General features: G+C 65.1%; 19 protein-coding genes. 12 read left to right on the top strand and 7 right to left on the bottom strand.

Annotated features, from left to right (window positions below; translation table 11 throughout):
- Positions 1-83 precede the first annotated feature (83 nt).
- The 3 genes from araH to AB7E19_RS04250 form a co-directional block, all read right to left on the bottom strand.
- Positions 84-1,085: an L-arabinose ABC transporter permease AraH gene (gene araH, locus AB7E19_RS04260; protein WP_010674477.1), complete on the bottom strand. Its 1,002-nt coding sequence runs from the start codon at positions 1,083-1,085 to the stop codon at positions 84-86.
- Positions 1,086-1,133: 48 nt separating this feature from the next.
- Positions 1,134-2,630: an L-arabinose ABC transporter ATP-binding protein AraG gene (gene araG / locus AB7E19_RS04255; RefSeq protein ID WP_182934977.1), complete on the bottom strand. Its 1,497-nt coding sequence runs from the start codon at positions 2,628-2,630 to the stop codon at positions 1,134-1,136.
- A gap of 66 nt (positions 2,631-2,696) precedes the next feature.
- Entirely contained in the window at positions 2,697-3,680 is a 984-nt protein-coding gene (locus tag AB7E19_RS04250) for an arabinose ABC transporter substrate-binding protein (RefSeq protein ID WP_045524711.1), read from the bottom strand.
- Between the two features lie 360 nt (positions 3,681-4,040).
- Between AB7E19_RS04250 and AB7E19_RS04245 the strand changes: the two genes are divergently transcribed.
- Genes AB7E19_RS04245 through araA form a run of 3 tightly spaced genes read left to right on the top strand, consistent with a single transcriptional unit; the run spans position 4,041 to position 7,926 of the window.
- Positions 4,041-5,717, top strand: coding sequence for a ribulokinase (locus AB7E19_RS04245; RefSeq protein ID WP_322131349.1), 1,677 nt, complete (start codon positions 4,041-4,043; stop codon positions 5,715-5,717).
- Positions 5,714-6,412 (top strand): L-ribulose-5-phosphate 4-epimerase, encoded by a 699-nt coding sequence (locus tag AB7E19_RS04240; RefSeq protein ID WP_427934660.1) that lies wholly within the window; start codon positions 5,714-5,716, stop codon positions 6,410-6,412. Before AB7E19_RS04245 ends, AB7E19_RS04240 begins: the two co-directional genes overlap by 4 nt.
- Before the next feature lie 14 nt (positions 6,413-6,426).
- Complete coding sequence (gene araA / locus AB7E19_RS04235) at positions 6,427-7,926, top strand: L-arabinose isomerase (RefSeq protein ID WP_322131934.1); 1,500 nt, start codon at positions 6,427-6,429, stop codon at positions 7,924-7,926.
- Between the two features lie 71 nt (positions 7,927-7,997).
- Here araA and AB7E19_RS04230 read toward each other — a convergent pair whose 3' ends face one another.
- Positions 7,998-8,888 (bottom strand): LysR family transcriptional regulator, encoded by an 891-nt coding sequence (locus AB7E19_RS04230; protein ID WP_139737325.1) that lies wholly within the window; start codon positions 8,886-8,888, stop codon positions 7,998-8,000.
- A 115-nt stretch (positions 8,889-9,003) separates the two neighbouring features.
- Here AB7E19_RS04230 and AB7E19_RS04225 point away from each other — a divergent pair, with 115 nt between their 5' ends.
- Genes AB7E19_RS04225 through AB7E19_RS04215 form a run of 3 tightly spaced genes read left to right on the top strand, consistent with a single transcriptional unit; the run spans position 9,004 to position 11,803 of the window.
- Positions 9,004-10,155, top strand: coding sequence for a methionine aminotransferase (locus AB7E19_RS04225; protein WP_322131935.1), 1,152 nt, complete (start codon positions 9,004-9,006; stop codon positions 10,153-10,155).
- A gap of 8 nt (positions 10,156-10,163) precedes the next feature.
- Positions 10,164-10,979: a carbon-nitrogen hydrolase family protein gene (locus AB7E19_RS04220; RefSeq protein ID WP_323886697.1), complete on the top strand. Its 816-nt coding sequence runs from the start codon at positions 10,164-10,166 to the stop codon at positions 10,977-10,979.
- 53 nt (positions 10,980-11,032) lie between these two features.
- On the top strand, positions 11,033-11,803 hold the full coding sequence (locus AB7E19_RS04215; RefSeq protein WP_322131937.1) for an ABC transporter substrate-binding protein: 771 nt from the start codon (positions 11,033-11,035) through the stop codon (positions 11,801-11,803).
- Between the two features lie 92 nt (positions 11,804-11,895).
- Here AB7E19_RS04215 and AB7E19_RS04210 read toward each other — a convergent pair whose 3' ends face one another.
- Positions 11,896-12,609, bottom strand: a complete 714-nt coding sequence (locus AB7E19_RS04210) for an AcvB/VirJ family lysyl-phosphatidylglycerol hydrolase (protein WP_322131938.1) — start codon at positions 12,607-12,609, stop codon at positions 11,896-11,898.
- Positions 12,610-12,619: 10 nt separating this feature from the next.
- Entirely contained in the window at positions 12,620-15,175 is a 2,556-nt protein-coding gene (gene mprF, locus AB7E19_RS04205) for a bifunctional lysylphosphatidylglycerol flippase/synthetase MprF (protein WP_427934659.1), read from the bottom strand.
- Positions 15,176-15,394: 219 nt separating this feature from the next.
- On the opposite strand from mprF, the gene AB7E19_RS04200 reads away from it, so the two are divergent.
- The 3 genes from AB7E19_RS04200 to AB7E19_RS04190 all read left to right on the top strand — a co-directional run bounded on the left by AB7E19_RS04200 (position 15,395) and on the right by AB7E19_RS04190 (position 18,366).
- Positions 15,395-16,105 (top strand): metallophosphoesterase, encoded by a 711-nt coding sequence (locus tag AB7E19_RS04200; protein ID WP_427934658.1) that lies wholly within the window; start codon positions 15,395-15,397, stop codon positions 16,103-16,105.
- 178 nt (positions 16,106-16,283) lie between these two features.
- A complete protein-coding gene (gene sbcB, locus AB7E19_RS04195) occupies positions 16,284-17,711 on the top strand; it encodes an exodeoxyribonuclease I (RefSeq protein WP_427934657.1) in 1,428 nt (475 codons plus the stop codon).
- Between the two features lie 148 nt (positions 17,712-17,859).
- Positions 17,860-18,366, top strand: a complete 507-nt coding sequence (locus AB7E19_RS04190; RefSeq protein ID WP_010674463.1) for a hypothetical protein — start codon at positions 17,860-17,862, stop codon at positions 18,364-18,366.
- A gap of 58 nt (positions 18,367-18,424) precedes the next feature.
- Here the strand turns inward: AB7E19_RS04190 and AB7E19_RS04185 are convergent, their stop codons facing one another.
- Positions 18,425-20,140 carry a glycoside hydrolase family 36 protein gene (locus tag AB7E19_RS04185; protein WP_427934656.1) on the bottom strand — a complete coding sequence of 572 codons (1,716 nt, stop codon included), beginning with the start codon at positions 20,138-20,140 and terminating at the stop codon, positions 18,425-18,427.
- 129 nt (positions 20,141-20,269) lie between these two features.
- Between AB7E19_RS04185 and AB7E19_RS04180 the strand changes: the two genes are divergently transcribed.
- The 3 genes from AB7E19_RS04180 to cdd all read left to right on the top strand — a co-directional run bounded on the left by AB7E19_RS04180 (position 20,270) and on the right by cdd (position 22,482).
- Positions 20,270-20,629, top strand: coding sequence for a CidA/LrgA family protein (locus tag AB7E19_RS04180; protein ID WP_010674461.1), 360 nt, complete (start codon positions 20,270-20,272; stop codon positions 20,627-20,629).
- A 58-nt stretch (positions 20,630-20,687) separates the two neighbouring features.
- Complete coding sequence (locus tag AB7E19_RS04175) at positions 20,688-21,374, top strand: LrgB family protein (RefSeq protein WP_151027702.1); 687 nt, start codon at positions 20,688-20,690, stop codon at positions 21,372-21,374.
- 226 nt (positions 21,375-21,600) lie between these two features.
- Positions 21,601-22,482 carry a cytidine deaminase gene (cdd, locus tag AB7E19_RS04170; RefSeq protein WP_010674459.1) on the top strand — a complete coding sequence of 294 codons (882 nt, stop codon included), beginning with the start codon at positions 21,601-21,603 and terminating at the stop codon, positions 22,480-22,482.
- Positions 22,483-22,562 lie beyond the last annotated feature (80 nt).

Genomic DNA, 22,562 nt, shown 5'->3' with positions numbered 1-22,562 from the left:
GAAATTGTTGAACTGGCTCACAGCTTGCCGGGGAAAACACCGGGCCGACGCGAGGCCGGCCCGGTGACGAGGAAAGACATCGCTCAGATACGGGCTTTGCGCACCTGCTTGTAGCGGTCGAACAGCACGGCGGCGAGCAGGATGAGGCCACGCACCACGTACTGGGCAAACGGGGAGATGTTGAGCAGGTTCATGGCGTTCTCCATCAGCCCCAGGATCAGCACCCCGGCGATGATGTAGGAGATCTTGCCGATCCCCCCCTTCATGGAGACCCCACCCAGCACGCAGGCGGAGATCACCACCAGCTCGAAGCCGATGGAGGTCATGGGCTGACCTGAGGTCATGCGGGATGCGAGGATGATGCCGGCGAGCGAGGCGATGAGCCCGGTCATGGTGAAGATGATGATCTTGGTGCGCACCACGTTGACCCCGGCCAGACGTGCCGCCTCCTCGTTGCCCCCCATGGCCAGGGTATTGCGCCCGAAGGTGGTCTTGTTGAGCAGCAGCCCGAACAGCACGAAGCAGACAGCCGTCAGCCAGATGGGCGTCGGGATGCCGAGCAGGGCGGAGTTGCCAAGCTCGAAGAAGCCCTCCTCCACGATGCCCACCGCCTTGCCGTCGGAGATGATGTAGCCCACCCCGCGCGCCATCTGCATGGTGGCAAGGGTGGTGATGAGGGCGTTGATCTTGAATTTGGCAACGACGATGCCGTTGATGAGGCCAAAGACAAGGCCCACCGAGAGACCGGCCAGAATGCCGAGGGGGATGCTCTCGGTGGCGTTGATGCCCACTGCGCAGGCAACCCCTGAGCAGGCCACCACGGAGCCCACCGACATGTCGAACTCGCCGGAGGCGAGGCAGAACAGCATGCCGCAGGCCACCATGCCCGACATGGAGACGGCAAGCCCGAGCCCCCGCATGTTGATAAGGCTGGCGAAGTTGGGGACCAGCACGCAGGCGAGCAGGAACAGGATGGCGAAGATCACCAGCATGCCGTACTGATCCCAGATGCGGGTCAGTTGCAGGCGGGTACCGCTCGCCGCGGTGTCGTTGGCGGCTTGGCCGACCGAGGTCGTTGTTGTCATGGTATTTCTCCTGAAAATTCCGGGTGCTATCTCGTTGCGGTCAGCAGATCAACGGGCCGGCATGGCCAGATTGAGCGCCTTGACCTCGTTGGCCTCGTCGTGGGAAAGCTCTCCGGCGATCTCCCCCTCCCGCATGACCAAGATCCGATCCGCGATGCCCAGCACCTCCGGCAGCTCGCTCGAGACCACCACCACGGCAATGCCCACCTTGGCCAGATCGTAAATCACGTTGTAAATCTCGTTCTTCGCCCCGACGTCGATGCCCCGGGTCGGTTCATCGAGCAGGATCACTTTCATGTCTTCCGACAGCCAGCGCCCCAGAATGGCCTTCTGCTGGTTGCCGCCGGAGAGGTTCATGATGGCCTGCTGGGGAGACGGGGTCTTGACCCGCATGTCGCGGATCCGCAGCCTCGCGTTCTCGTCTTCCCACTGCTGGTTGATCCAGAAGCCTCCCCACGCGTGGTGGCGGCGGGCGCTGATGTTGATGTTCTCCTGCACCGAATGGATGGGGATGATGCCGAGCGCCTTCCTGTCTTCGGTGCAGAGCATGATGCCGCTGCGAATGGCGTCGATGGGGCTCTGAATGACCACCTGTTTGCCAAACACCGATATCTCGCCCCCTCGAGGTGTCTCGGCGCCGAAGATAAGCTTCATCAGCTCGCTGCGCCCGGCCCCCACCAGCCCGAAGATACCGAGGATCTCCCCTCTCTTTACCTCGAGCGACACCGGCGCCTTGAGGCCGGGCCCCATCAGGTGCTCCACCTTGAGGCCCGCCTCGCCTAGCGGCCTTGGGCTGTAGCCATAGATGTCGGTCAGCTCGCGCCCCACCATGGTCTTGACCAGCAGATCCCGGTCCACCTCGGCCATGGAAGCGAAAGTGCGCACGAACTGGCCATCCTTGAACACCGTGATGGCATCGCACAGGGCGAAGATCTCGTCCATGCGGTGGGAGACGTAGAGAATGACCTTGCCCTCGTCCCGCAACTGGCGGATGACCCGAAACAGCTGCTCAATCTCGCGGGACGACAGGCTGCTGGTCGGCTCGTCGAAGGCGATGACGCTGGCGTCCCGGGTCAGGGCCTTGGCGATCTCCACCATCTGCCACTGACCCAGGGACAGGTACTTGAGCGGCGTCTCGGGGGAGACGTCCATCCCGAGGCGCGCCAACTGCCTGGCTGCATCCTGATAGAGCTTCTCCCGATCGATGACGCCGCGTCGGGTCGGCAACTGCCCCAGGTAGATGTTCTCCGCCACGCTCATTTCAGGGACCAGGTGCAGCTCCTGATAGATGATGGCGATCCCGCTCTCAAGGGCATCGACCGTGTTTTGGAACACTTTCTCCTGACCCGCCAGCTTCACCACCCCGCGGGTGGGCGCCTGAAAACCGCTCAGGATCTTGAGCAGGGTGGACTTGCCGGCCCCGTTCTCTCCCATCAGCGCGTGTACCGTGCCCTGCTGGCAGGCGAAGGAGACGTTCTGCAGCGCCTTGACGCCGGGAAACTCCTTGCTGATGCCGCAAAACTCCAGATATGGAACTTGATTCATGAGATGACTCCAGCCAGCCGGCACGGCGCACTCCGCCATGCCGGCATGGGTATCAAGGGATGGGGATCACAGCCCTTTCTTTTGCAGCTCGGCCTTGAAGTTGTCGCGGGTGATGAGTACCACGTCGGTCACCTCGGTGAACTTGGCAGGCTCGGCGCCGTTGACGACCCAGTCATGGAGCATCTGGATGCTCTTGTAGCCGTGTACGTCCGGGCTGGGCAGCAGGGAGCCGAGGAAGCCGGTGGCGCTGGACTTGGAGAGCTCGTTCACCGCATCCACCCCGTTGATGCCGATACCGATGACGTTCTCCGCCTTGAAGCCCTGCCCTTCGGTGGCGCGCACGCCGCCGAGCACCGTGTTGTCATTCATGCCGACGATGAGCCAGTTCTTGACCTCGGGGTGTTGCACCAGCATGGAGTTGGCGGCATCCAGCGCCCCCGGAATGTCATTGCTCTTGGTGGGCGCGCGGAAGATCTGGCCCTCGGGGAAACCGGCGGCCTTGAGCGCGCTCAAGGAGCCCTCGACCCGGCGACGGGCGGTGTCGAGCTCGTCGGCGGTGATGGCCAGCACCCCGGTCGCTTTCACGTCCCACTGGCGTTTTTGCATCTCCTTGTAGAGCTCCTGCCCCTGACGCTCGCCAATCTTGGTGGCGGCCATCATCACCAGCGGCACCTGCTCCATGGGCTGGCCCTTGGCGTTGACGAACTGGTCATCCACCGTGATGACCTTCAGATCCATGCTGTTGGCCTTGGCCATGATGGCGGCACCGAGTTTGGGATCCGGGGTACAGATGACGAAGCCCTTGGCGCCATTCGCCGCCAGACTGTCGATGGCATTGAGGGTCTTCTCCCCGTCGGGGACGGCTATCTTGATCACCTCGAAGCCCAGATCCTTGCCCGCCTTGTCGGCGAAGTTCCACTCGGTCTGGAACCAGGGCTCCTCGGGCTGCTTGACCAGGTAGCCCAGCTTCAGCGCTTCGGCCGAGAAAGCAGAATTTGCCATACCAAGGGCGAACCCCATCGCGATCATGCCTTTAACGATTTTGTTCATGCGAATGTCTCCAACGGTTCTATCAATCCATGTATCCACGCAATGCTGCTCGTTGAGTCAATCAAGTCGCAGCCATATAAAAACATGCTTAAACAGGACGTTATTGTTGTTGCTGGTTGAGCGAACCAAGTTGTAATCGTTTTCACTATTAAAAATGGAGAGCAGGATCACGCCATGAGATTGCAGCCATTTCGTCTATATAATTAGCAATTTCGTCACATATTGAATTTTAGAGAGCCGTCACCCTGTCGCACTGACAGCGTTAAAATCCATATTTCCAGCAGCCAATGGCTAACCGCCCCTCCTGCCCATCTCCTATGGTTCCCCCCAGTCACCCCTCATTGATGGTCAGGAGCACTTATGTCTGAGCACATCGTCATCGGACTCGATTTCGGCAGCGACTCGGTCAGGGCACTCGCCGTGCGCTGCCAGGACGGCGCCGAGCTGGCGACCCATGTCGTCTATTACCCGCGCTGGCAGGCAGGCCACTACTGCCAACCGGTCAACAACCAGTTCCGCCACCACCCCCTCGACTATCTGGAGTCCATGGAGCAGGCGGTGGTGGCGGTGGTGAGCCAGCTCACGCCGAGTCAGCGCACTGCCGTGCGCGGCATCGGGGTGGACAGCACCGGCTCCACCCCCGCCCCCATCGACAGAGAGGGGCGCGTGCTGGCCCTGCGTCCGGAGTTTGCCGACAACCCCAACGCCATGTTCGTGCTGTGGAAGGATCACACCGCCATCGAGGAGGCGGAGGCCATCACCGCCCTGTGCCACGGCGGCCAGTTCCCCGACTACAGCCGCTACATCGGCGGCATTTACTCCTCCGAGTGGTTCTGGGCCAAGATCCTGCACGTCTCCCGCGCCGATTCCGCCGTGCGCGCCGCCGCCTGCAACTGGGTCGAGCTGTGTGACTGGGTCCCCGCCGTCCTGAGCGGCACCCAGGCCCCGGCCACCCTCAAGCGCGGGCGCTGTGCCGCCGGCCACAAGTCCCTCTGGCACCCGAGCTGGGGCGGCCTGCCCCCCGCCGACTTCCTCAATGCCCTGGATCCCCTGCTGACGGAGGATCTCGACTTCCCCCTCTTTACCGACAGCTGGACCGCCGATCTCCCGGTCGGCACCCTGACCCCGGAGTGGGCGGAGCGGCTGCACCTCTCCTGCGAGGTGGTGATCGCCGGCGGCGCCTTTGACTGCCACATGGGGGCGGTGGGAGCCGGGGCCGGCAACAATGCCCTGGTGAAGGTGATAGGCACCTCCACCTGCGACATCTTGATCGCAGACGAGGCCACCATCGGTGATCGGGCCATTGCCGGGATCTGCGGCCAGGTGGATGGCAGCGTGGTGCCGGGCATGGTGGGGCTGGAGGCGGGACAGTCCGCGTTCGGTGACATCTATGCCTGGTATCAGCGCCAGCTCGGCTGGCCCCTGGACAGCCTCGCCGCCCAGTATCCGGAGCTTCGCACCGCCATCGAGCGCCACAAGCAGGCCTTGTTACCCAACCTCGCCGCCGCCTGGGATCAGCAACGCGACCTGGCGCACCTGCCGGTGGTGCTCGACTGGTTCAACGGCCGGCGCACCCCCTATGCCAACCAGCGCCTGCAGGGCACCCTCACGGGGATCAACCTCGGCACCGATGCCCCCGATCTCTTCGGCGCCCTGGTGGCCTCCACCGCCTTCGGTGCCCGCAGCATCATGGAGTGCATGACCAGTCAGCAGGTGCCGGTGGAGCAGGTGATCGCCCTTGGCGGCATCGCCCGCAAGTCCACCACTGTGATGCAGACCTGCGCCGACGTGATGAACAGGCCTATCCAGGTGGTGGCCTCGGATCAGTGCTGCGCCCTGGGAGCGGCCATCTTTGCCGCCGTGGCGGCCGGGATCCATCCCGATGTGGCCAAGGCCCAGCACCACATGGCAAGCGCCGTGGAGCGCACCCACCAGCCACACCCCGAGCGGGTCGCCGAATACGAGCGCCTCTACCAGCGCTACCTCGCCTGGGGCGCCGCCGCCGAACCCCTCTACAACCGGGGGGTACCGGCATGAACCTCAAGACCCTCAAGGAGCAGGTGCTCGCCGCCAATCTGGATCTGCCGCGCCATGGCCTGGTGACCTTCACCTGGGGCAACGTGAGCGGCATCGACCGAGAGCGCAATCTGGTGGTGATAAAGCCAAGCGGCGTCAGCTACGAGCGGATGCGGGTCGAGGACATGGTGGTGCTGGATCTGGCGAGCAAGCAGGTTGAGGGCGCCTTGCGCCCCTCCTCCGACACCGCCACCCACCTGGTGCTCTATCGCGCCTATCCGGAGCTTGGCGGTGTAGTGCACACCCACTCCACCCATGCCACCGCCTGGGCCCAGGCGGGGCGCCCCATCCCCATTTTCGGCACCACCCAGGCCGACTACTTCCACGGCGAGATCCCCTGCTCCCGCCTGCTCACCCCGGGCGAAGTGGAGGAGGACTACGAGGGGCTGACCGGTCATCTCATCGTCGAAACCCTCAAGCAGACCCCCATCCTCACCATGCCGGGGGTACTGGTGGCCAACCACGGCCCCTTCAGCTGGGGCAAGAGCGCCGAGGATGCAGTACACAACGCCGTGGTGCTGGAAGAGGTGGCCCGCATGGCCTGGCTCACCGGCCAGATCAACCCTGGGGCCCGCCCCCTGCCCGATTACCTGCTGGAGAAGCACTACCAGCGCAAGCATGGCAAACACGCCTATTACGGCCAGACAAAAGCCTAAAAGAGGACAAACTCATGGAATTGATGAAACAGCTGGAAGTGTGGTTCCTGGTCGGCAGCCAGCACCTGTATGGCGCCACCACATTGAAGCAGGTGGCCGATCACGCCCACACCATCGCCAGCCAGCTCAACGAAGGGGCGAACCTGCCCCTCAAGATAGTGCTCAAACCCACCGGCACCACCCTGGATGAAATCAGCGCGGTGGCCCGGGATGCCAACCACGACGAGCGCTGCGCCGGGCTCATGGTGTGGATGCACACCTTCTCCCCCGCCAAGATGTGGATCCCGGCGCTGAGTAAGTTGCAAAAGCCCCTGTTGCAGTTCCACACCCAGTTCAACCGGGATCTCCCCTGGAGCGAGATCGACATGGACTTCATGAACCTGAACCAGACCGCCCACGGCGGGCGCGAGTTCGGCTTCATGGGGGCCCGCCTGCGGCTGCCCCGCACCGTGGTGGTGGGTCACTGGCAGGATGAAGAGGCCAGACAGAAGATTGGCAACTGGATGCGCATCGCCGCCGCCATCCACGACAGCCGCCACCTCAAGATCGCCCGTTTTGGCGACAACATGCGCAACGTGGCGGTCACCGAGGGTGACAAGATTGAGGCCCAGATCCAGTTCGGCTATCAGGTGAACTACCACCCGGTCGGCGATCTGGTCAAGGTTATCGATGCCGTGCCCGACAGCGACATCGAGGCGCTGCTGGCCGAGTATGAGGCGACCTACACCCTGACCGAGGCGGTGCAGGCGGGTGGGCCGCTGCGTGCCTCCTTGTACGAGGCGGCGCGCCAGGAGCTGGGGATGAAGAAGTTCCTCACCGACGGCGGCTTTGGCGCTTTCACCACCACCTTCGAAGATCTCTATGGTCTGCACCAGCTGCCGGGCCTCGCCTGCCAGCGCCTGATGGAGCAAGGCTTCGGTTTTGGGGCAGAAGGGGACTGGAAGACCGCGGCCCTCTTGCGCACCCTGAAAGTGATGGGATATGGCCTTGCGGGGGGTGCCTCCTTCATGGAGGACTACACCTACCATCTGGAGGCGGGCAACAACCTGGTGCTGGGGGCCCACATGCTGGAGGTCTGCCCCTCCATCGCCGCAGGCAAACCCGTGCTGGACGCCCAGCATTTAGGCATAGGCAAGAAGGCCGATCCGGCCCGCCTGCTGTTCGCGGCCCCGGCGGGCAAGGCGGTCAACGCCAGCCTCATCGATCTCGGCAACCGCTTCCGTCTGGTGGTCAATCAGCTGGAGGTGGTGGACCTACCAGAGGCCATGCCGAAACTCCCGGTGGCGAGCGCCCTGTGGAAACCCCTGCCGGACCTGCAGACCAGTGCCGAGGCCTGGATCCTGGCTGGCGCCGCACACCACTCGGTGTTCACCCAGGCGGTGGACATCGAGCAGCTGCGCACCTTCGCCGACATCATGGGTATCGAGTTTGTGGTCATCGACGAGCATACCCGCATCCCCGCGCTCAAGGAGCAACTGCGCTGGAACGAGGTCTACTACAAGATCTGCCAGTGACCCCTTAATCGGCCAGCGGCCATCACCATGACAACAGCCCCGCCCGCGGGGCTGTTTCATTTCGCGTCCCCTCAGGGATGACCCTCCCCCTCCAGCAGCCAGTGACAGACTCGCTGTACCCCGTGGCGCCGGCTGTCGGGGCGGGCGAGCAGGGCGTACTCGTGGTCCGTCTCCAGCACGGGGGCAAAGGGGGCGACCAGGGCGCCGCTCTCCAGCTCCTCGGCCACTATGGTGGGATCCCCGAGAGAGAGGCCAAACCCCTGCAAGGCGGCATTCATCGCCAAGTCCAGGGTATCGAACAGCTGCCCCCCCTGGGGCTGCCAGGGGATGTCGAGGAAGGCGGCAAACCAGTTGCGCCAGTCCCGCCTATCGGCGCTGGCATGGATGAGGGGCAGCAGGGGCAGCTCGTTCAGGTCGCGCTCGAACAGACGATGCTTGGCAGCAAACGCCGGGGCGCAGACCGGGGTCAACCGTTCCCGAAACAGGGGCTGGCTGTGGGGATAGCGCCCCAGGCAGGGCTGGTAGACGATGGCGAGATCGAAGGGCTCCCGGGAGAAGTCGATGCCATGGCTGTGGCTGCCACGCACCTCCACCGCCTCCCCCTCGAACGCCTGCAACCGCCGCAGCAGCCAGCGGCTGGCGCAGGAGGGCACCTTGATGCTGATCGCCTGCTCGTGGGGCAGGGCCTGCAAGGCGCTGAGCCCCTCCCCCATGCGGGCCAGCCCTTCACGAACGAAAGGCAGCAGCCGCTCGGCGGCGGGGGTCAAGGTGAGACAACGGGTGCCACGCACGAACAGCAGGTGGCCCAGGCGCGCTTCCAACTGGGCGATCTGCTTGCTCACCGCCCCCTGGCTCACGCACAGCTCGTCGGCGGCCAAGGTAAAACTCAGGTGGCGGGCAGAACACTCGAAGACCTGCAGGCCATAGAGAGGCAACTGAGTACGCGGCTGGGTGGACAACATGACAAGCCTCCATGCTTGAGAAAAACTCATGCATACCATGCCGAATAATCCGTTGTCCGGCAAGCCTTGGGGGGGCTAAAAAGGGACCTCTTTCACACACGCAGGTGACGGCGCCATGTCCATCCCCCAGGTTTCCAGCAAACTGCCCCAGGTGGGCACCACCATCTTCACCGTGATCGGGGATCTGGCCGCCCGCCATCCCAGCATCAACCTCTCCCAGGGGGCGCCGAGCTTCCCCTGCGATCCCGAGCTCATCCGGGTGACCCACGAGGCCATGCTGGCCGGTGAAAACCAGTACGCCCCCATGACGGGGCTGCCTGCCCTGCGCGAACAACTGGCGGCCAAGATTGCAGCCAGCTACGGCCATCACTATGACGCGGGCGAGGAGATCACCATCACCGCCAGCGCCAGCGAAGCCCTGTTCTGCGCCATCACCGCCCTGGTTCACCCCGGCGACGAGGTGATCATGTTCGAGCCGGCGTTTGACAGCTACCGCCCCATGATCCAGTTGCAGGGAGCCACCCCTGTGGTGATCGCCCTCAAGGCGCCGGATTTCGCCATTCCCTGGGACGAGGTGGCCGCCCGCATCACCCCCCGCACCCGCATGATAGTGCTCAACACCCCCCACAACCCCACCGGCACCGTCTGGCAGGCAGGGGATCAGGAGCGCCTCGCCCGCCTGGTGCGCGGCACCGACATCCTGATCCTCTCGGACGAGGTGTACGAGCACGTGGTGTTCGACGGCGCCCTGCACCAGAGCGTCATCCGCTATCCGGAGCTGGTGGAGCGCTCCGTCGCCGTCTTCTCCTTCGGCAAGACCTTCCACGTCACCGGCTGGCGGGTGGGCTACTGCGTGGCTCCCCGTCCCCTGATGGAGGAGATCCGCAAGGTGCACCAGTTCGCCATGTTCGCCGCCGACACCCCCATGCAGTACGGCTTCGCCCACCTGTTGCAGCAACCGGCCCACTATCAGGGGCTGGCAGCCTTCTACCAGCGCAAGCGCGACCTGCTCGCCACGGCCCTGGCCGGTTCGCGCCTGACCCTACTCCCCTCGGCGGGCAGCTTCTTCATGCTGGCAAGCTACGAGCGGGTAAGCGACGAGCCGGACAGCCTGTTCGTGCAGCGGCTCATCCGCGATCACGGGGTCGCCACCATTCCGGTCTCCGCCTTCTATCACGACGGCACGGATCAAAGAGTCATCCGTCTCTCCTTCTCCAAGGATGACGACACCCTGCTGGCGGGCGCCGAGCGCCTGTGCGCCGTCTAGGGGGCTCCATGGATTCACTGCGCGTTGCCGTCCTCCAGATGGTCTCCGGGGATGACCTTGACCACAACCTGACCCAGGCCGAGGCGCTGCTGCGTCAGGCCGCGGCCGAGGGGGCAGAACTGGCCCTGCTGCCCGAATACTTCTACCTGATGCCGGTTGATGAGCGGGCGCGGGTGGCCCTGGCCGCCCCCGCTGGCGATCACCCCCTGCTGGCCTGGGTACAGAGGCTGGCCCGGGAGCTCGGGCTCTGGATCCTGGCCGGCACATTGCCGCTTGCCAGCCACGAGCCCGGCAAGATGCACAACAGCAGCCTGCTCATCGACCCGCAAGGGCAGCTCGCAAGCCGCTACGACAAGCTGCACCTGTTTGGCTTTTGCACCGGGCAGGAGCAGTATGACGAGGCCGCGACCATGACCCCGGGCCGGGAGGTGGTGAGCCATCCCCTGCCCTGGGGCGTGCTGCGCCTCGGGATCTGCTACGACCTGCGCTTCCCGGAGCTGTTTCGCCTGGGGCCCCCCCCCGATTTCATCGCCCTGCCCGCGGCCTTCACCCACACCACCGGGCTCGCGCACTGGGCGCTGCTGCTGCGGGCCCGGGCGGTGGAAAACCTGGCCTTCGTGTTTGCCAGTGCCCAGGGGGGGCACCACCCCGGTGGGCGGCGCACCTTCGGCCACAGCATGATCATCGATCCCTGGGGCCGGATACTGGCCCAGGTAGAGGAGGGTCAGGGCATGGCCATCGCCACCCTGGATCTGGCAGCACAGCGCACGGTGCGCAGCCAGTTGCCGGCCCTCACCCATCGCAAGATAGCCGTCGGCCCTTGAGGCCGGCACCCTTTAGCACGCTAGGAATGACACCACACTTCAAGGGACTGACCATGAAACTCAACACACTGATGATGCTGATGGCCCTGGCCACCGCCGGCCAGGCCGCCGCCAAACCCATGGTGATCGCCACCGATGCCACCTATCCCCCCTTCGAGATGGTCGACAGCAACGGCCAGCTCGGCGGCTTCGAGGTCGATCTCGCCTATGCCCTGTGCGCGGCCATGAAGACCGAGTGCGAGGTGATCAACCAGCCCTGGGATGCCCTGCTGCCGGGCCTGCAGGTGCGCAAGTACGACGCCATCATGTCCTCCATGAACATCACCGACGAGCGGCGCCAGAAAGTGGACTTCAGCCAGGTCTACTACATGATGCAGAACCGCTTCGTGGGGCGCAGCGACAAGGCCGCCGACTTTGCAGACGATCCGGCCCACTTCAAGGGCAAGGTAATCGCGGTGCAGGAGGGCACTCCCCAGGACAACTTCGTCACCGCCCGCTATGGCGAGGTGGCCAAGATCAAGCGCTACGTCAATGCCCAGTCTCCCATGCTGGATCTGCAGTCCGGCCGCGCCGACTATACCTTCGGCAACATGGTGCAGTTGAAGGTGGGTTTCCTCGACAAGGAGATGGGCAAGCAGTTCGCCTTCGTCGGTCCCCAGTTCAACGGCACCCAGGACAAGATCCTGGGAGAAGGGGTGGCGGTGGCCCTGCGCAAGCACGATGACAAGCTCAAGGCCCGCTTCGATGCCGCCATCGAGAGCGTCAAGGCCGACGGCACCTTCAACACCCTGCTCAAGAAGTACCAGCTCGAAGATCTGCTCTGATCCCGGCATGCCAGCCCCCTGGACAGTTGCATGGGGCCACGGCAACAGGGCGGCCATTGGCCGCCCTGTGTCGTTTTCCCGGCCTCTCGCCGTTATTGGGCCAGGCCCAGGTTCCCGGCAATCTCCTGATACAGGGTCTGGTAGTTGTCGTCGAAGTGGTGGGAGCCCGGCAGGGTCACCGTCGTCACGTTCGGCTGCTGCAAGCGCGGACAGAGTTTGACCGGGGAGTCGTCCTCCGCTCCCTGCACGCAGAGCAGCGGCAGACTCTGGATGCGTGTCACTTCCGGCAGGGTGGGATAGCGGCCCCCCTTGTCGTGCACCACCATGTCGCTGACGTGGATCTCGAAATCCGATGCCGTCGAGGGGGAGAGCATCACGGCCCCCGCCAGGCTGTCGCGATAGGCTGGCGGCAGACGATTGATGACGAAGGGCACTATCTCGGCGCCAAAGGAGAAGCCCACCAGCAACCAGCGCTGGCGCCCCCAACGGGACTGGTACTCGGTGAGGATGCGCACCAGATCCGCCGTCGCCTGCTCCGGCGTCTTCTTCTTCCAGTAATAGGAGAGCGAGCTCCAGCCCACCACCGGCATGCCGTGGGCCTGCAACTGGGCGCTGAGCCCCTTGTCCAGCGCCGCCCAGCCGCCATCCCCGCTCATGAAGACCACCATGGGGGCGGACGAGGCTTGCGCCACGGGCAACTCCACCAGCCCCAGATCCGCGCCGACCCGGCCCGGTTGGGCGGCCACCGCTGGGAGGGTGAACGAGGAGGCGAGACAGCAAATCAACAGCAACAACATGGCTCTCATGGGCCAACTCCTATTTCTTCATGAGCCCAAAGGGGCCGCGACTGATGAGGGAGACGAGGTGGGTCAGGGTGCGGGGCAGCACCAGATGACCGGTACAGAGCAGGTAGCGGGGCTCCCACCTTGGGCCGAACTTCTCCTTGTAACGCCGCAATCCCTGGAAGTTGTAGAAACGGCTGCCCCGGGTGAACAGGGTGTTGCCAAGGCGGGCCCAGTAACCGCCGAGGGGGTTGTCGTTGAAGCCCGACATGGGGGCCATCCCCAGGTTGAAGCTGGCATACCCCTCCTGCTTGCCCCACAGCAGGAGCTCGACAAACAGGAAATCCATGACGGGCGCCGCCCCTGTGTCCAGGCTGTAGCGCATCAGATCGATGGAGAGGCTCTCCTTGTTGTCGCTGGTCCAGAGGTTGGCAAACCCGACGATCTGCCCCTCCCGCCGCACCAGCGCCATCGGGTTGAGGGTGAGGTAGGCGGGATCGAAACTGCCCACGGAGAAGCCCTTCTCCCTGCCCTGCTTGCTGTGCAGCCAGCTGTCGGAGATCCCCTTCAACTCGGGCAGCAGGGGGGCAATCTCACCGGGGGCCACCACCTCGAAGCGCAGCCCTTCCCGCTTGCCCTTGGCGTGACTCTGGCGCAGGTTGCGCAGGCGACTGCCGGCGAGATCGAAGCTCGGCAGATCCACGATGGCCTCCTCCCCCAGCTTGAAGGGGATGAGCCCGAGATCCAGATAGACAGGCAGATATCGGGCCGACACCTGGTAGAAGACCGGGCTGACGTCGTGCTCGTCACAGCGCTCGCGAAACTGCCAGAGCAGCTCCTCCACGAGGGAGGGCTGGCCGACGGGATCCCCCATCACTATCCAGCTGCTGCCCTCGGCCCCGTACATGAGGAAGGCCTCGCCGCTTGGGTGGAACAGCAGGGACTTGTCCCCGAGCTGGGCCAGGTAGCCGTGGCCTCCCCCTGCCCGCATCACCAGCCCATGGGCACGGGAGAGCGCCTCGGCATCCGGCTTGCCGGCGGCGAGGCGCAAGGGGGCCAGCAGATGGGCCACCCCGACCACCGCCAGCACGCCGATGACGCTCCCCATGGCGCGCAGGGCGCGGGAGGCGGCCCCGGGCCCGTGGGCCGAGACGTGCAACCAGAGGGAGGGGTCGTAATCCACATGGCGGTAGGAGAAGAGCAGCAACCACAAGGCCCCCAGCAGCACGGCTCCCACCGACATCAGCCAGGAAGGGGTGAACCGGGCGTGAAGCAGGGAACCCTTGCGATAAAAGAGAGGGCGGCAGGGGGTGATGATGAGCAAGAAGCCCCCGAGCAGCAGGGCCGACTCCCAGTCAAACCCCTTGAACAGGGAGAACAGCATGCCAAGCCCCAGCAGCCACTGAGTGATCCTGAATGCCCCGTCATGACGGCGGTAGAGGCTGTGGGCCAGCAACAGCAGCAACACGCCGCTGACGCTGCCGAGCACATGGGAGAGCTCCAGCAGGTGCAGGGGCAGCACCTGCAGGAAGGCTTCGATGCGCCCCTTCATGGTCGGGATCATCCCGGAGCAGAGCAGCAGGGTGCCCGCCGCGAAGGTGCCCATGCTCACCAGGGCGGGCACGAACTCCCGGGTCGCCATCATCACTCCCTGCAACCGGTGCAGGCGGGCCCGCTGTTGCAGCAGCTCCTGACCTGCGAACAGCAGCAGGGCACAGAGGAAGGGCAGGAAGTAGTAGGTGCAGCGGTAGATAAGCAGGGAGGCGAGCAGCTTGTCCACCGGCAGATAGTGGGTGAGCAGCAGGCTCATGCTCGCCTCGAAGACCCCGATGCCCCCCGGCACATGGGCCAGCACCCCGAGCAGGCTGGAGAGCACGAAGGCACTGAGCAGCACCGGATAGGGCACGCTGCCCGATGGCAGCAGCACATAGAGCACCGCGGCGGCGGCCATCCAGTCGAGCAGGGCGATGAGCAGTTGCAGCAGGCGGTATCTGATGCGCGGCAGCAACAGCGGGTGCCCGCGCCAGACCAGGGCTGTCCCCGGCCACACCAGATACGCCAGCACTGTCAGCAGGGCCAGGCCCCCCGTCAGTTGCAACAGCCCGGTCGCCCAGCGGGGCCAGTCCACCAGCAGGGCCGCCCCCTGCCCCAGCAGCAGGGCACTGCCCCCCCAGCCCAGCAGACCGAGGAAGAAGGTGATGGAGCAAAAGAGGATTACCCTGGCCACCTCCCCGGTGCCAAGCCCCAGGGAGGAGTAGAGCCGGTAGCGTACCGAGGAGCCGGTGAGCAGCGCAAAGCCCAGGGTGTTGGAGAAGGTGTAGGCGATGAAGGAGGTCATCCCCACCTGCTGCCAGGGCAGTCGCTTGTCCAGCACCTTCAGGGCCAGCAGATCGTAGCAGCAGAGGCAGCCATAGCTGAGCAGGGTGAGCAGCAGGGCCCCCCCCAACTGCGGCAAGGGTTGTGACCAGATGGCCTGGCGGATGTCGTGCCAGTGCCACAGGTGGGTCAAATGATAGAGGACGGTCAAGGCCGCCCCCAGCAGCAGCAGGCTGCACAGGGGGCCTATCCAGATCAACAGCTGACGCCGCATTCAAGATTCCTGTCAAAAAGCGTGGAGAAAGAGAGGCTCCGAAAGCGGGCGGACAAGACGCCCTCCCGGAGTGACTCCCCCACAGGCGGCGCGTGACGCCGCACGTTCACGGGGGCAATCCTATGATTTACCAGGCCCTGCCCGCTCGCCACTTTTCTTCTGTAACCTTATGTACAGGCAGACAAAACATCCCCGTCCGGGATAGAGGCAGGAGACGCCATGACACCCTCCCCCCTGATAAGACGCTTCCCCCAAAACACCCTGGGGCGCGATCTGGCCGTCGGCGACATCCACGGCCACTTCGCCCTGTTGCAGCAGGCCCTCGACACCCTGGATTTTGATCCCGCCCGGGACCGTCTCTTCAGCGTCGGGGATCTGGCGGATCGCGGGCCCGAGTGCAGCGAGGTGATCCACTGGCTGGCCAGACCCTGGTTTCACCCGGTCTGCGGCAATCACGACGACTACGTCTGCCGTTACGAGAGCTGCGATCGGGAGAACTGGATCCGAAACGGCGGCGGCTGGTTTCAGCAGCTGACCCCTGCCGAACAGGCGGCGTTCGCCGTCCACTACCGCAGCCTGCCCCTGGCCATCGAGGTGGCCACCACGGCCGGCCCCGTCGGGCTGCTTCACGCCGATTGCCCCTTCTCCTCCTGGCAGGGGCTGCTGGACCAACTCGATGCCGGGGTGAGCGGCGGACGGCTTCGGGCCATCAAGAACGTCTGCCTCTGGTCAAGGCGCCGTATCGAACGGCTGGACGAGGACGGGGTCGCGGATCTCGCCGCCCTGGTGGTGGGCCACACTCCGGTGAGGGTGCCGGTGCGCCTTGGCAACGTCAACTACATCGACACCGGCGGCTGGTATCCCGAGGAGGGCGGCTACTTCACCCTGCTGGACCTCAATACCCTGACCCCTCACTTTCCCCTGCCCTGAGCCGGACCGATGGGATGACCAGGCTCACGGACAACGCCCACTGCCCATTAAAGCGCCAGGCGAACGCCCCGGACTTCGCTCTGCCAGCGCGATGGTTTACCATGCAGGCAATTGCGGTGCATGGCACCCCCACCCAGGCGCCAGGCGCCGCCGTCATCGGATACTCCTTTCGAGCAACATGAGCACATCAGCGCACCCGGCCAGCGGGCCCACGTTCTACTTCCACGACTACGAGACCTTCGGCATCAGTCCGGCCAAAGACAGGCCGTCGCAGTTTGCGGGCATTCGCACCGACGCGGATTTCAACGTCATCGGCGAGCCGCTGGTGATTTACTGCAAGCCGCCGGCGGATTACCTGCCGGAGCCGGAAGCCTGCCTCATCACCGGCATCACGCCGCAAAAGGCGATGAAGGACGGGCTGTGCGAGGCGGACTTCATCCGCCAGATCCACGAGCAGTTCGCCGCCCCGGGCACCTGCGTGCTCGGCTACAACAGCATCCGCTTCGATGACGAAGTGACCCGCTACACCCTCTATCGCAACTTCTATGACCCCTATGCCTACGCCTGGCAGAACGGCAACTCCCGCTGGGACATCCTCGACATGCTGCGGGCCTGCTACGCCCTGCGCCCGCAGGGGATAGAGTGGGCGTTTGACGAAGAGGGCAAGCCGAGCTTCCGGCTGGAGAAGCTGACGGTGGCCAATGGCGTGGCCCACGCCAACGCCCACGATGCGCTCTCGGATGTGCTGGCCACCATCGAGATGGCCAGGCTGGTGAAAAAGGCTCAGCCCAAGCTCTTCGAGTACCTCTTTGATCTTCGCAACAAGAACAAGGTGAAGGCCCTCATCGACGTGGTGACCATGAAACCCCTGGTGCACGTCTCCGGCATGTTCTCCCCCTGGCAGGGGTGCGCAAGCTGGGTGTCGCCGCTCGCCTGGCACCCCACCAACCAGAACGCGGTGATCATGGTGGATCTGACCCGTGACCCGACTCCGCTCATCGAGCTATCCTGCGAGGAGATCCGCGAGCGCCTCTACACCAAAAAAGAGGAGCTGGGGGATCTGGCCGGCATTCCGGTCAAACTGGTGCACATCAACAAGTGCCCGGTGCTGGCCCCGGCCGCCACCCTGACGCCGGAGCGGGCGGACGAGCTGGGCATCAATCGGGCACAGTGCCGCAAGAGCCTGGATCTGCTGCGGGCCCACCCCGAGGTGCGGGAAAAACTGGTGGAGGTATTCAACCAGGAGTTTGCCGGCAGCACCGACGGCGACCCCGACACCCAGCTCTACGCCGGTTTCTTCGGCCACGGCGACAAGTCCACCATGGATCTGGTGCGCGCCACCCCGGCGGATCTGCTGGGGGAGCGGGAGTTTGCCTTCACGGATCCCCGTCTGCCCGAGATGCTGTTTCGTTACCGCGCCCGCAACTGGCCCCACACCTTGAGCGAAGCGGAGCAGAAGCGCTGGCGCCTGCACTGCAGCGACTACTTCAGCCGCCGCCTGCCGGATTATGTGCCGCGCCTGGAAGCCCTGGCGGAACAGAACCAGGGGAACGAACGGAACTTTGCGATTCTAAAGAGTCTCTATCACTACCTTGAAAATCTGTGAGATGTGAGCCGTTTCACAGTTAAAAACCGATGCGTTTCCCCGGCTCGCGACATAATGGGCAGGGAGCCCAAGCTCCTGATAGTGTGAATATTTAGATGCGCTGACGGCATGGATGCCGTGCTTTCGACTGTTGGGGAACTCTCGTTTTATGCGTTCAGCTCTGCCTGCTTTGACACTCGTCGCCTGTGCCCTGCTGCCCCAGGCCGCCCTCGCTGGCGCCCGGTTCGAGGTGCCAGACTACCTCTTGCGCCTGCCGGAGCAGACCTACCGGCTCATCGAGCACAACTTCAGCACCCTCTACCAGCAGACCGACTTCACCCCGCAAATCACCAACAGCTATTTCAACCACTCGGATCTCTACCGCTTCGCCGGCATTCCCCTGGCCATCACGCCGCAAAACGGCTTCCAGATGGAGGTGTTCGGCCAGCTCTACAACAAGTCGTCCCAGATCTATGCCCAGATGAGCCAGGATCTCTCCCTCTATCGCACCCTGCGGGTGGACATGATGGGGGATCAGAGCGACGAGATCGCCATCGGCATGGGGCTCGGCATCCCCCTGACAACCCGCCTCACCGTCAAGGCGCTCGCCTCCAGCAACGAGATCCCGGGCTATGGCTCCGCCAATTACGCCATCGGGATGGAGTGGCACTTCTAGAGACCATTTCGCCACGTAAAAAAGGCTCCCGAGGGAGCCTTTTTTACGTGCAACGCCATCAGGGGTAGCGGATCACCGCCCCCTGCCCCCCTTGCAGCACCAGGGTGCTCCCCAGGGGCGTCTCGTCCCAGAAGTCCGTGCCCCCCGGCGCCAACGGGCACTCGCAGGCGTGCTCCCCCCAGTTGAACAGGCAGAGCAGCTCGCCGCCCCCGGGCAGCGCCACCCGCCCGCGCTCGAATGCCATCCCCTCGAAGCGGGCCGCCGGGGTGCGCGCGGCGCACAGGGCGAGCAGCTTGCCAAGGCGCGCCCCTTGCGCCGCGTCCAGATCCTGCAATCTGTCCCCCGCCAGCACCATGCCACCGCTCGCCACCAGGGCGGCCAGGTGAAAGTCGTACTCGGCGCGGCTCCCGTGCTGGCCCGGAATATCCCGCAGGCAGACGCAGTCGGGGTCCAGCACCCAGAGCCGCTCGTGCTGCCAGGCGCGGCAGAAGGCTTCTCGCGCTATCTGGCGAAAACGGGGGCCCTGGCGCTCCACGTCATCGCTCACCCGCATGCCATGTACCAGGCCGAGGCTCGGCCACAGCGGCGCATTGCAGCCGAGCAGGAAGGCCCCCTCCCCGGCGCCGCGCAGGATGGCGGCCATGCCGCGCCGATAGGCCTCCACCCGGGTGGCGGCGGGGTCGTGGAAGCGACCACCGTGGATGGCCCCCCAGAAGTTGGCATCGAGCTTGAAGTAGTGGATGCCCCACTGGGTACGCAGGGTGCGAAATACCTGCTCCAGGTGCGTCTGCACCTCGGGGTGGGTGCCATCCAGCACGTACCAGGGGGTGCAGCGCCAGCCCCCGTAGGTGACCCGCTCCGAGGGGAGCGGCAGGCCATCCTCCCCTTTCACGAACCAGTCAGGGTGATCCTGGAACACCCGGGAGCCGGGCTCGGCGATAAAGGGGGCGACCCAGAGCGCAGGCTCGCAACCGGCGGCGCGGATCTCCCCTGCCAGGGCCGCCACCCCCTCCTCGAACTTGGCGGAAGGGGTGAGCCAGTCCCCCATCCTGGCCTGATAGCCATCGTCTATCTGCACGTAGCGCAGGGCCGGGAAACGCTCGGCCCGCACCGCCAGGTTCTCGCGAATGTCCGCCGCGCTCACGTTCGCGTAGTAGTGATACCAGGAGCACCAGCCGCTCGGGCGCGTGGGCACCTCCCCCACCAGGGAGCCGTGCTCGGCGGCGATATGCTGCGCCAGCGTCGCGAGCAGGGCCTCCCTGTCCGGCCCCTCCAGGCAGATCAGCGCCTCGCTCTGCCAGTGTGCACCCGGCGCCAGGGTGCGCCCTTCGGTGTTCATCACGATCTCGAGGCGCCCGTCGGGATGGAGACGAAATTCCCCGCCAAAGCGCTGGCAGCTCGCAAAGCCCAGCAGCAGCCAGCCCCCCTCCTGCGCCACCAGCAGCAGGTTGTGCACCGTGTGGTAGCCATGGTCGGCGGTGATGCGATAGACAGACGCATCGGGGCAGCGGCCCAGGTGCTCGGGGGCATTCCAGCGTCCCCCGGTCTGGGCCAGCATCTGGAACCCCTCTCCGTAGATGGCCGCGTCGGGCGCAAGTCCGAGATCCCCCTCAAACAGCCGCCAGTGGTGGACGGCCTCGGACTGCCTCCCGGTGTTGTCAAGCCTCACCCGGCAAAGCGGCCCCTCCCACTGGCGGGTTTGCAGCAGGGTGTCAGGGAGGGCGGGATCGGCGGGCAGTTGGCGCAACCGGGCCAGGAGAGAGGGGGTCGACATGGGAACTCCTTCTTGTGAATGGGGTTGAAGCCGGGCCATTGTATCCCCTGCGGGCCAGTTGACCCTGTTCCCTCCCCCCCGTGCCTGTTAAACTGCGACCTCGCTCACACTTGCCAAGATGAGGCCCCCGTGCTGCTGCAACGCACCCTGCGCTACCTTCGTGATTTTCTGGTCATCATCGCCTGTCTGCTGGCAGGCAAGGCCGTGGCGGCCATCCTGCCCTTCGCCTTCCCCGGCAGCATCATCGGCATGCTGCTGCTGTTCGTGCTGCTCTCCTTGCAGATCGTCCGCTTCTCCTGGGTCGAGCTGGGGGGCGGCCTGCTGCTGCGCCACATGGGGGTGCTGTTCGTGCCGGTGGCGGTGGGCCTGGTGGCCTGGCTCGAGCCCCTGCGCCAATCCTTCGGTCTCATCATGCTCTGCGTCGTGCTCGGCATCGTGCTCATCCTGGGCGCGGTCGGCCACCTCTATCAAAGGATGAACAAGCCATGATCCTCTGGTTCGCCCTGCCCCTCACCTCACCTTACCCTGTCATCACAAGGATGCAGCCATGATCTTCTGGTTGGCCATTCCCCTGACCCTGGCCCTCTATTTCATGACCCGGGCCCTCTACCGCCGCCTGCCCTGGCCCGTCATCAATCCGGTGCTGATCCCCACCGCCGTCATCATCGGCCTGCTGCTCTGGCTCGATCTGCCTCTGGATCAGTACCAGCAGGGGGCCTCGCCCCTGACCGCCCTGCTGGAACCCGCCGTGGTGGCCCTGGCCCTGCCGCTTTACCAGCAGGCGCGCCAGATCCGCGACAAGCTCACACCCATCCTGGCCTGCACCCTCACCGCAGTGCTCATCTCGGTCTGCACCACCCTGGGGGTCGGCCACCTGATGGGGGCGGATCCGGCGCTGCTCGCCTCCATCGCCACCAAGTCCATCACCACGCCGCTCGCCATGAGCGTCAGCCAGTCCCTCGGCGGCATTCCCGCCATCGCCGCCGCCGTGGTGGTGGTGGTGGGGATCCTGGGGGCCCTGGCGGGCTATCCCCTGCTCAAGCTGATGCGGGTCACCGACCCCGAGGCCCAGGGGCTCGCCATGGGAGCCTGCGCCCACGCCATCGGCACCGCCGCCTCCGCCGAGCAGGGAGTGACCCAGGGCGCCTTCTCGTCGCTGGCCATGGTGGTGTGCGGTGTGCTGACCGCGGCCATCGCCCCCCTGCTGTTCGCCCTCTACCACTGGCTGACCTGATCCCCGTTGCCATGGCCGCCCCTGCGGCCATGGCCTCTGTGCCCTTTCACCGTTTCCATCCGATACCCTCGCCTCCCTGATGCCGGGAGCTGGCGCACAGATTGCGAAAGACAAACGTTTCCTTTACCATCCCCGCCCCTTTGCCCATCAAGGCGTGAGCGCGCTCACACAATTCGCCGCGCTTGCTCCCTACAATGGCCCCCCAATTGGCCTTTGAGGACACAGTATGCATCCCCGCTTTGCCAAGCCATTCGAGACCCTTTCCGCCCCGCTCCAGGCCGCCCTGCTGCCCATGCTGGGGGACGATTTCCAGGCCCGTTTCACCCCGGACCAGGTCGCGACCCTGAAAGCCGCCACCGGGCTGGATGACAGGGCCCTGCGTCTGGCCTTGCTGCCGCTGGCGGCCGCCTGCTCGGTGGCCCCCATCTCCAGGTTCTTCGTCGGCGCCATCGCCTGCGGCCTGAGCGGCACCTGGTACTTTGGCGCCAACATGGAGTTCGCGGGCCAGGGGCTGTTCCACTCGGTCCACGCCGAGCAGTCCGCCATCTCCAACGCCTGGCTGGGTGGCGAGACCGGGATCTCCGAGATCACCGTGAACTACACCCCCTGCGGCCACTGCCGCCAGTTCATGAACGAGCTGAGCACCGCCAAGACCCTGAAGGTCTCCCTGCCGGACGATCTCAGCGAGCTGCAATCCTTCCTGCCCCACTCCTTCGGCCCCGCCGATCTCGAGATCACCGATGCCCTGATGAGCCCCCAGGCCCACGACGAGCTGGTACTCGAGAGCGACGACCCCCTGTGGCAGGCTGCGCTCGCCGCCGCCCGCCAGAGCTATGCCCCCTACAGCCAGGGCTATGCCGCGGTGGCGCTGCAGTTCGAGGACGGGCGCATCTTCTGCGGCCGCTATGCCGAGAACGCCGCCTTCAACCCGAGCCTGCCCCCCATGCAGATGGCCTGCGCCCACGCTGTGCTGGGTGGCGAGGATCTCGCCACCGTGCGCCGCGCCGTGCTGCTGGAGAGCAAGGATGGCCAGATCAGTCAGCGGGATTCGGCCCAGTCCACCCTGAAGGCCCTGGGCTCGGTCGAGCTTGAGTACAAAGCCGTCTGACCCCGGCATCCGCCAACGGGAAGGGGAGCTGCGGCTCCCCTTCTTGCTCTCTGCGGCTCTCATCCTGCCCCTCACCCTCT

This window comes from Aeromonas sp. (genome assembly GCF_050252055.1).
In the GTDB taxonomy this organism is placed as follows: Bacteria; Pseudomonadota; Gammaproteobacteria; order Enterobacterales; family Aeromonadaceae; genus Aeromonas; species Aeromonas caviae.
Note: the sequence above shows the minus strand (reverse complement) of the source record. Positions and strands in the feature narration are given on the sequence as shown.

Coding starts and splice junctions, on each gene's coding strand:
- AB7E19_RS04175 (WP_151027702.1), top strand. CDS start 20,688: ATGATCTTCTGGTTGGCCATTCCCCTGACCCTGGCCCTCTATTTCATG.
- AB7E19_RS04245 (WP_322131349.1), top strand. CDS start 4,041: ATGTCTGAGCACATCGTCATCGGACTCGATTTCGGCAGCGACTCGGTC.
- AB7E19_RS04185 (WP_427934656.1), bottom strand. CDS start 20,140: ATGTCGACCCCCTCTCTCCTGGCCCGGTTGCGCCAACTGCCCGCCGAT.
- araA (WP_322131934.1), top strand. CDS start 6,427: ATGGAATTGATGAAACAGCTGGAAGTGTGGTTCCTGGTCGGCAGCCAG.
- araH (WP_010674477.1), bottom strand. CDS start 1,085: ATGACAACAACGACCTCGGTCGGCCAAGCCGCCAACGACACCGCGGCG.
- AB7E19_RS04215 (WP_322131937.1), top strand. CDS start 11,033: ATGAAACTCAACACACTGATGATGCTGATGGCCCTGGCCACCGCCGGC.
- cdd (WP_010674459.1), top strand. CDS start 21,601: ATGCATCCCCGCTTTGCCAAGCCATTCGAGACCCTTTCCGCCCCGCTC.
- AB7E19_RS04220 (WP_323886697.1), top strand. CDS start 10,164: ATGGATTCACTGCGCGTTGCCGTCCTCCAGATGGTCTCCGGGGATGAC.
- AB7E19_RS04210 (WP_322131938.1), bottom strand. CDS start 12,609: ATGAGAGCCATGTTGTTGCTGTTGATTTGCTGTCTCGCCTCCTCGTTC.
- mprF (WP_427934659.1), bottom strand. CDS start 15,175: ATGCGGCGTCAGCTGTTGATCTGGATAGGCCCCCTGTGCAGCCTGCTG.
- araG (WP_182934977.1), bottom strand. CDS start 2,630: ATGAATCAAGTTCCATATCTGGAGTTTTGCGGCATCAGCAAGGAGTTT.
- AB7E19_RS04225 (WP_322131935.1), top strand. CDS start 9,004: ATGTCCATCCCCCAGGTTTCCAGCAAACTGCCCCAGGTGGGCACCACC.
- AB7E19_RS04190 (WP_010674463.1), top strand. CDS start 17,860: ATGCGTTCAGCTCTGCCTGCTTTGACACTCGTCGCCTGTGCCCTGCTG.
- AB7E19_RS04230 (WP_139737325.1), bottom strand. CDS start 8,888: ATGTTGTCCACCCAGCCGCGTACTCAGTTGCCTCTCTATGGCCTGCAG.
- AB7E19_RS04240 (WP_427934660.1), top strand. CDS start 5,714: ATGAACCTCAAGACCCTCAAGGAGCAGGTGCTCGCCGCCAATCTGGAT.
- AB7E19_RS04250 (WP_045524711.1), bottom strand. CDS start 3,680: ATGAACAAAATCGTTAAAGGCATGATCGCGATGGGGTTCGCCCTTGGT.
- AB7E19_RS04200 (WP_427934658.1), top strand. CDS start 15,395: ATGACACCCTCCCCCCTGATAAGACGCTTCCCCCAAAACACCCTGGGG.
- sbcB (WP_427934657.1), top strand. CDS start 16,284: ATGAGCACATCAGCGCACCCGGCCAGCGGGCCCACGTTCTACTTCCAC.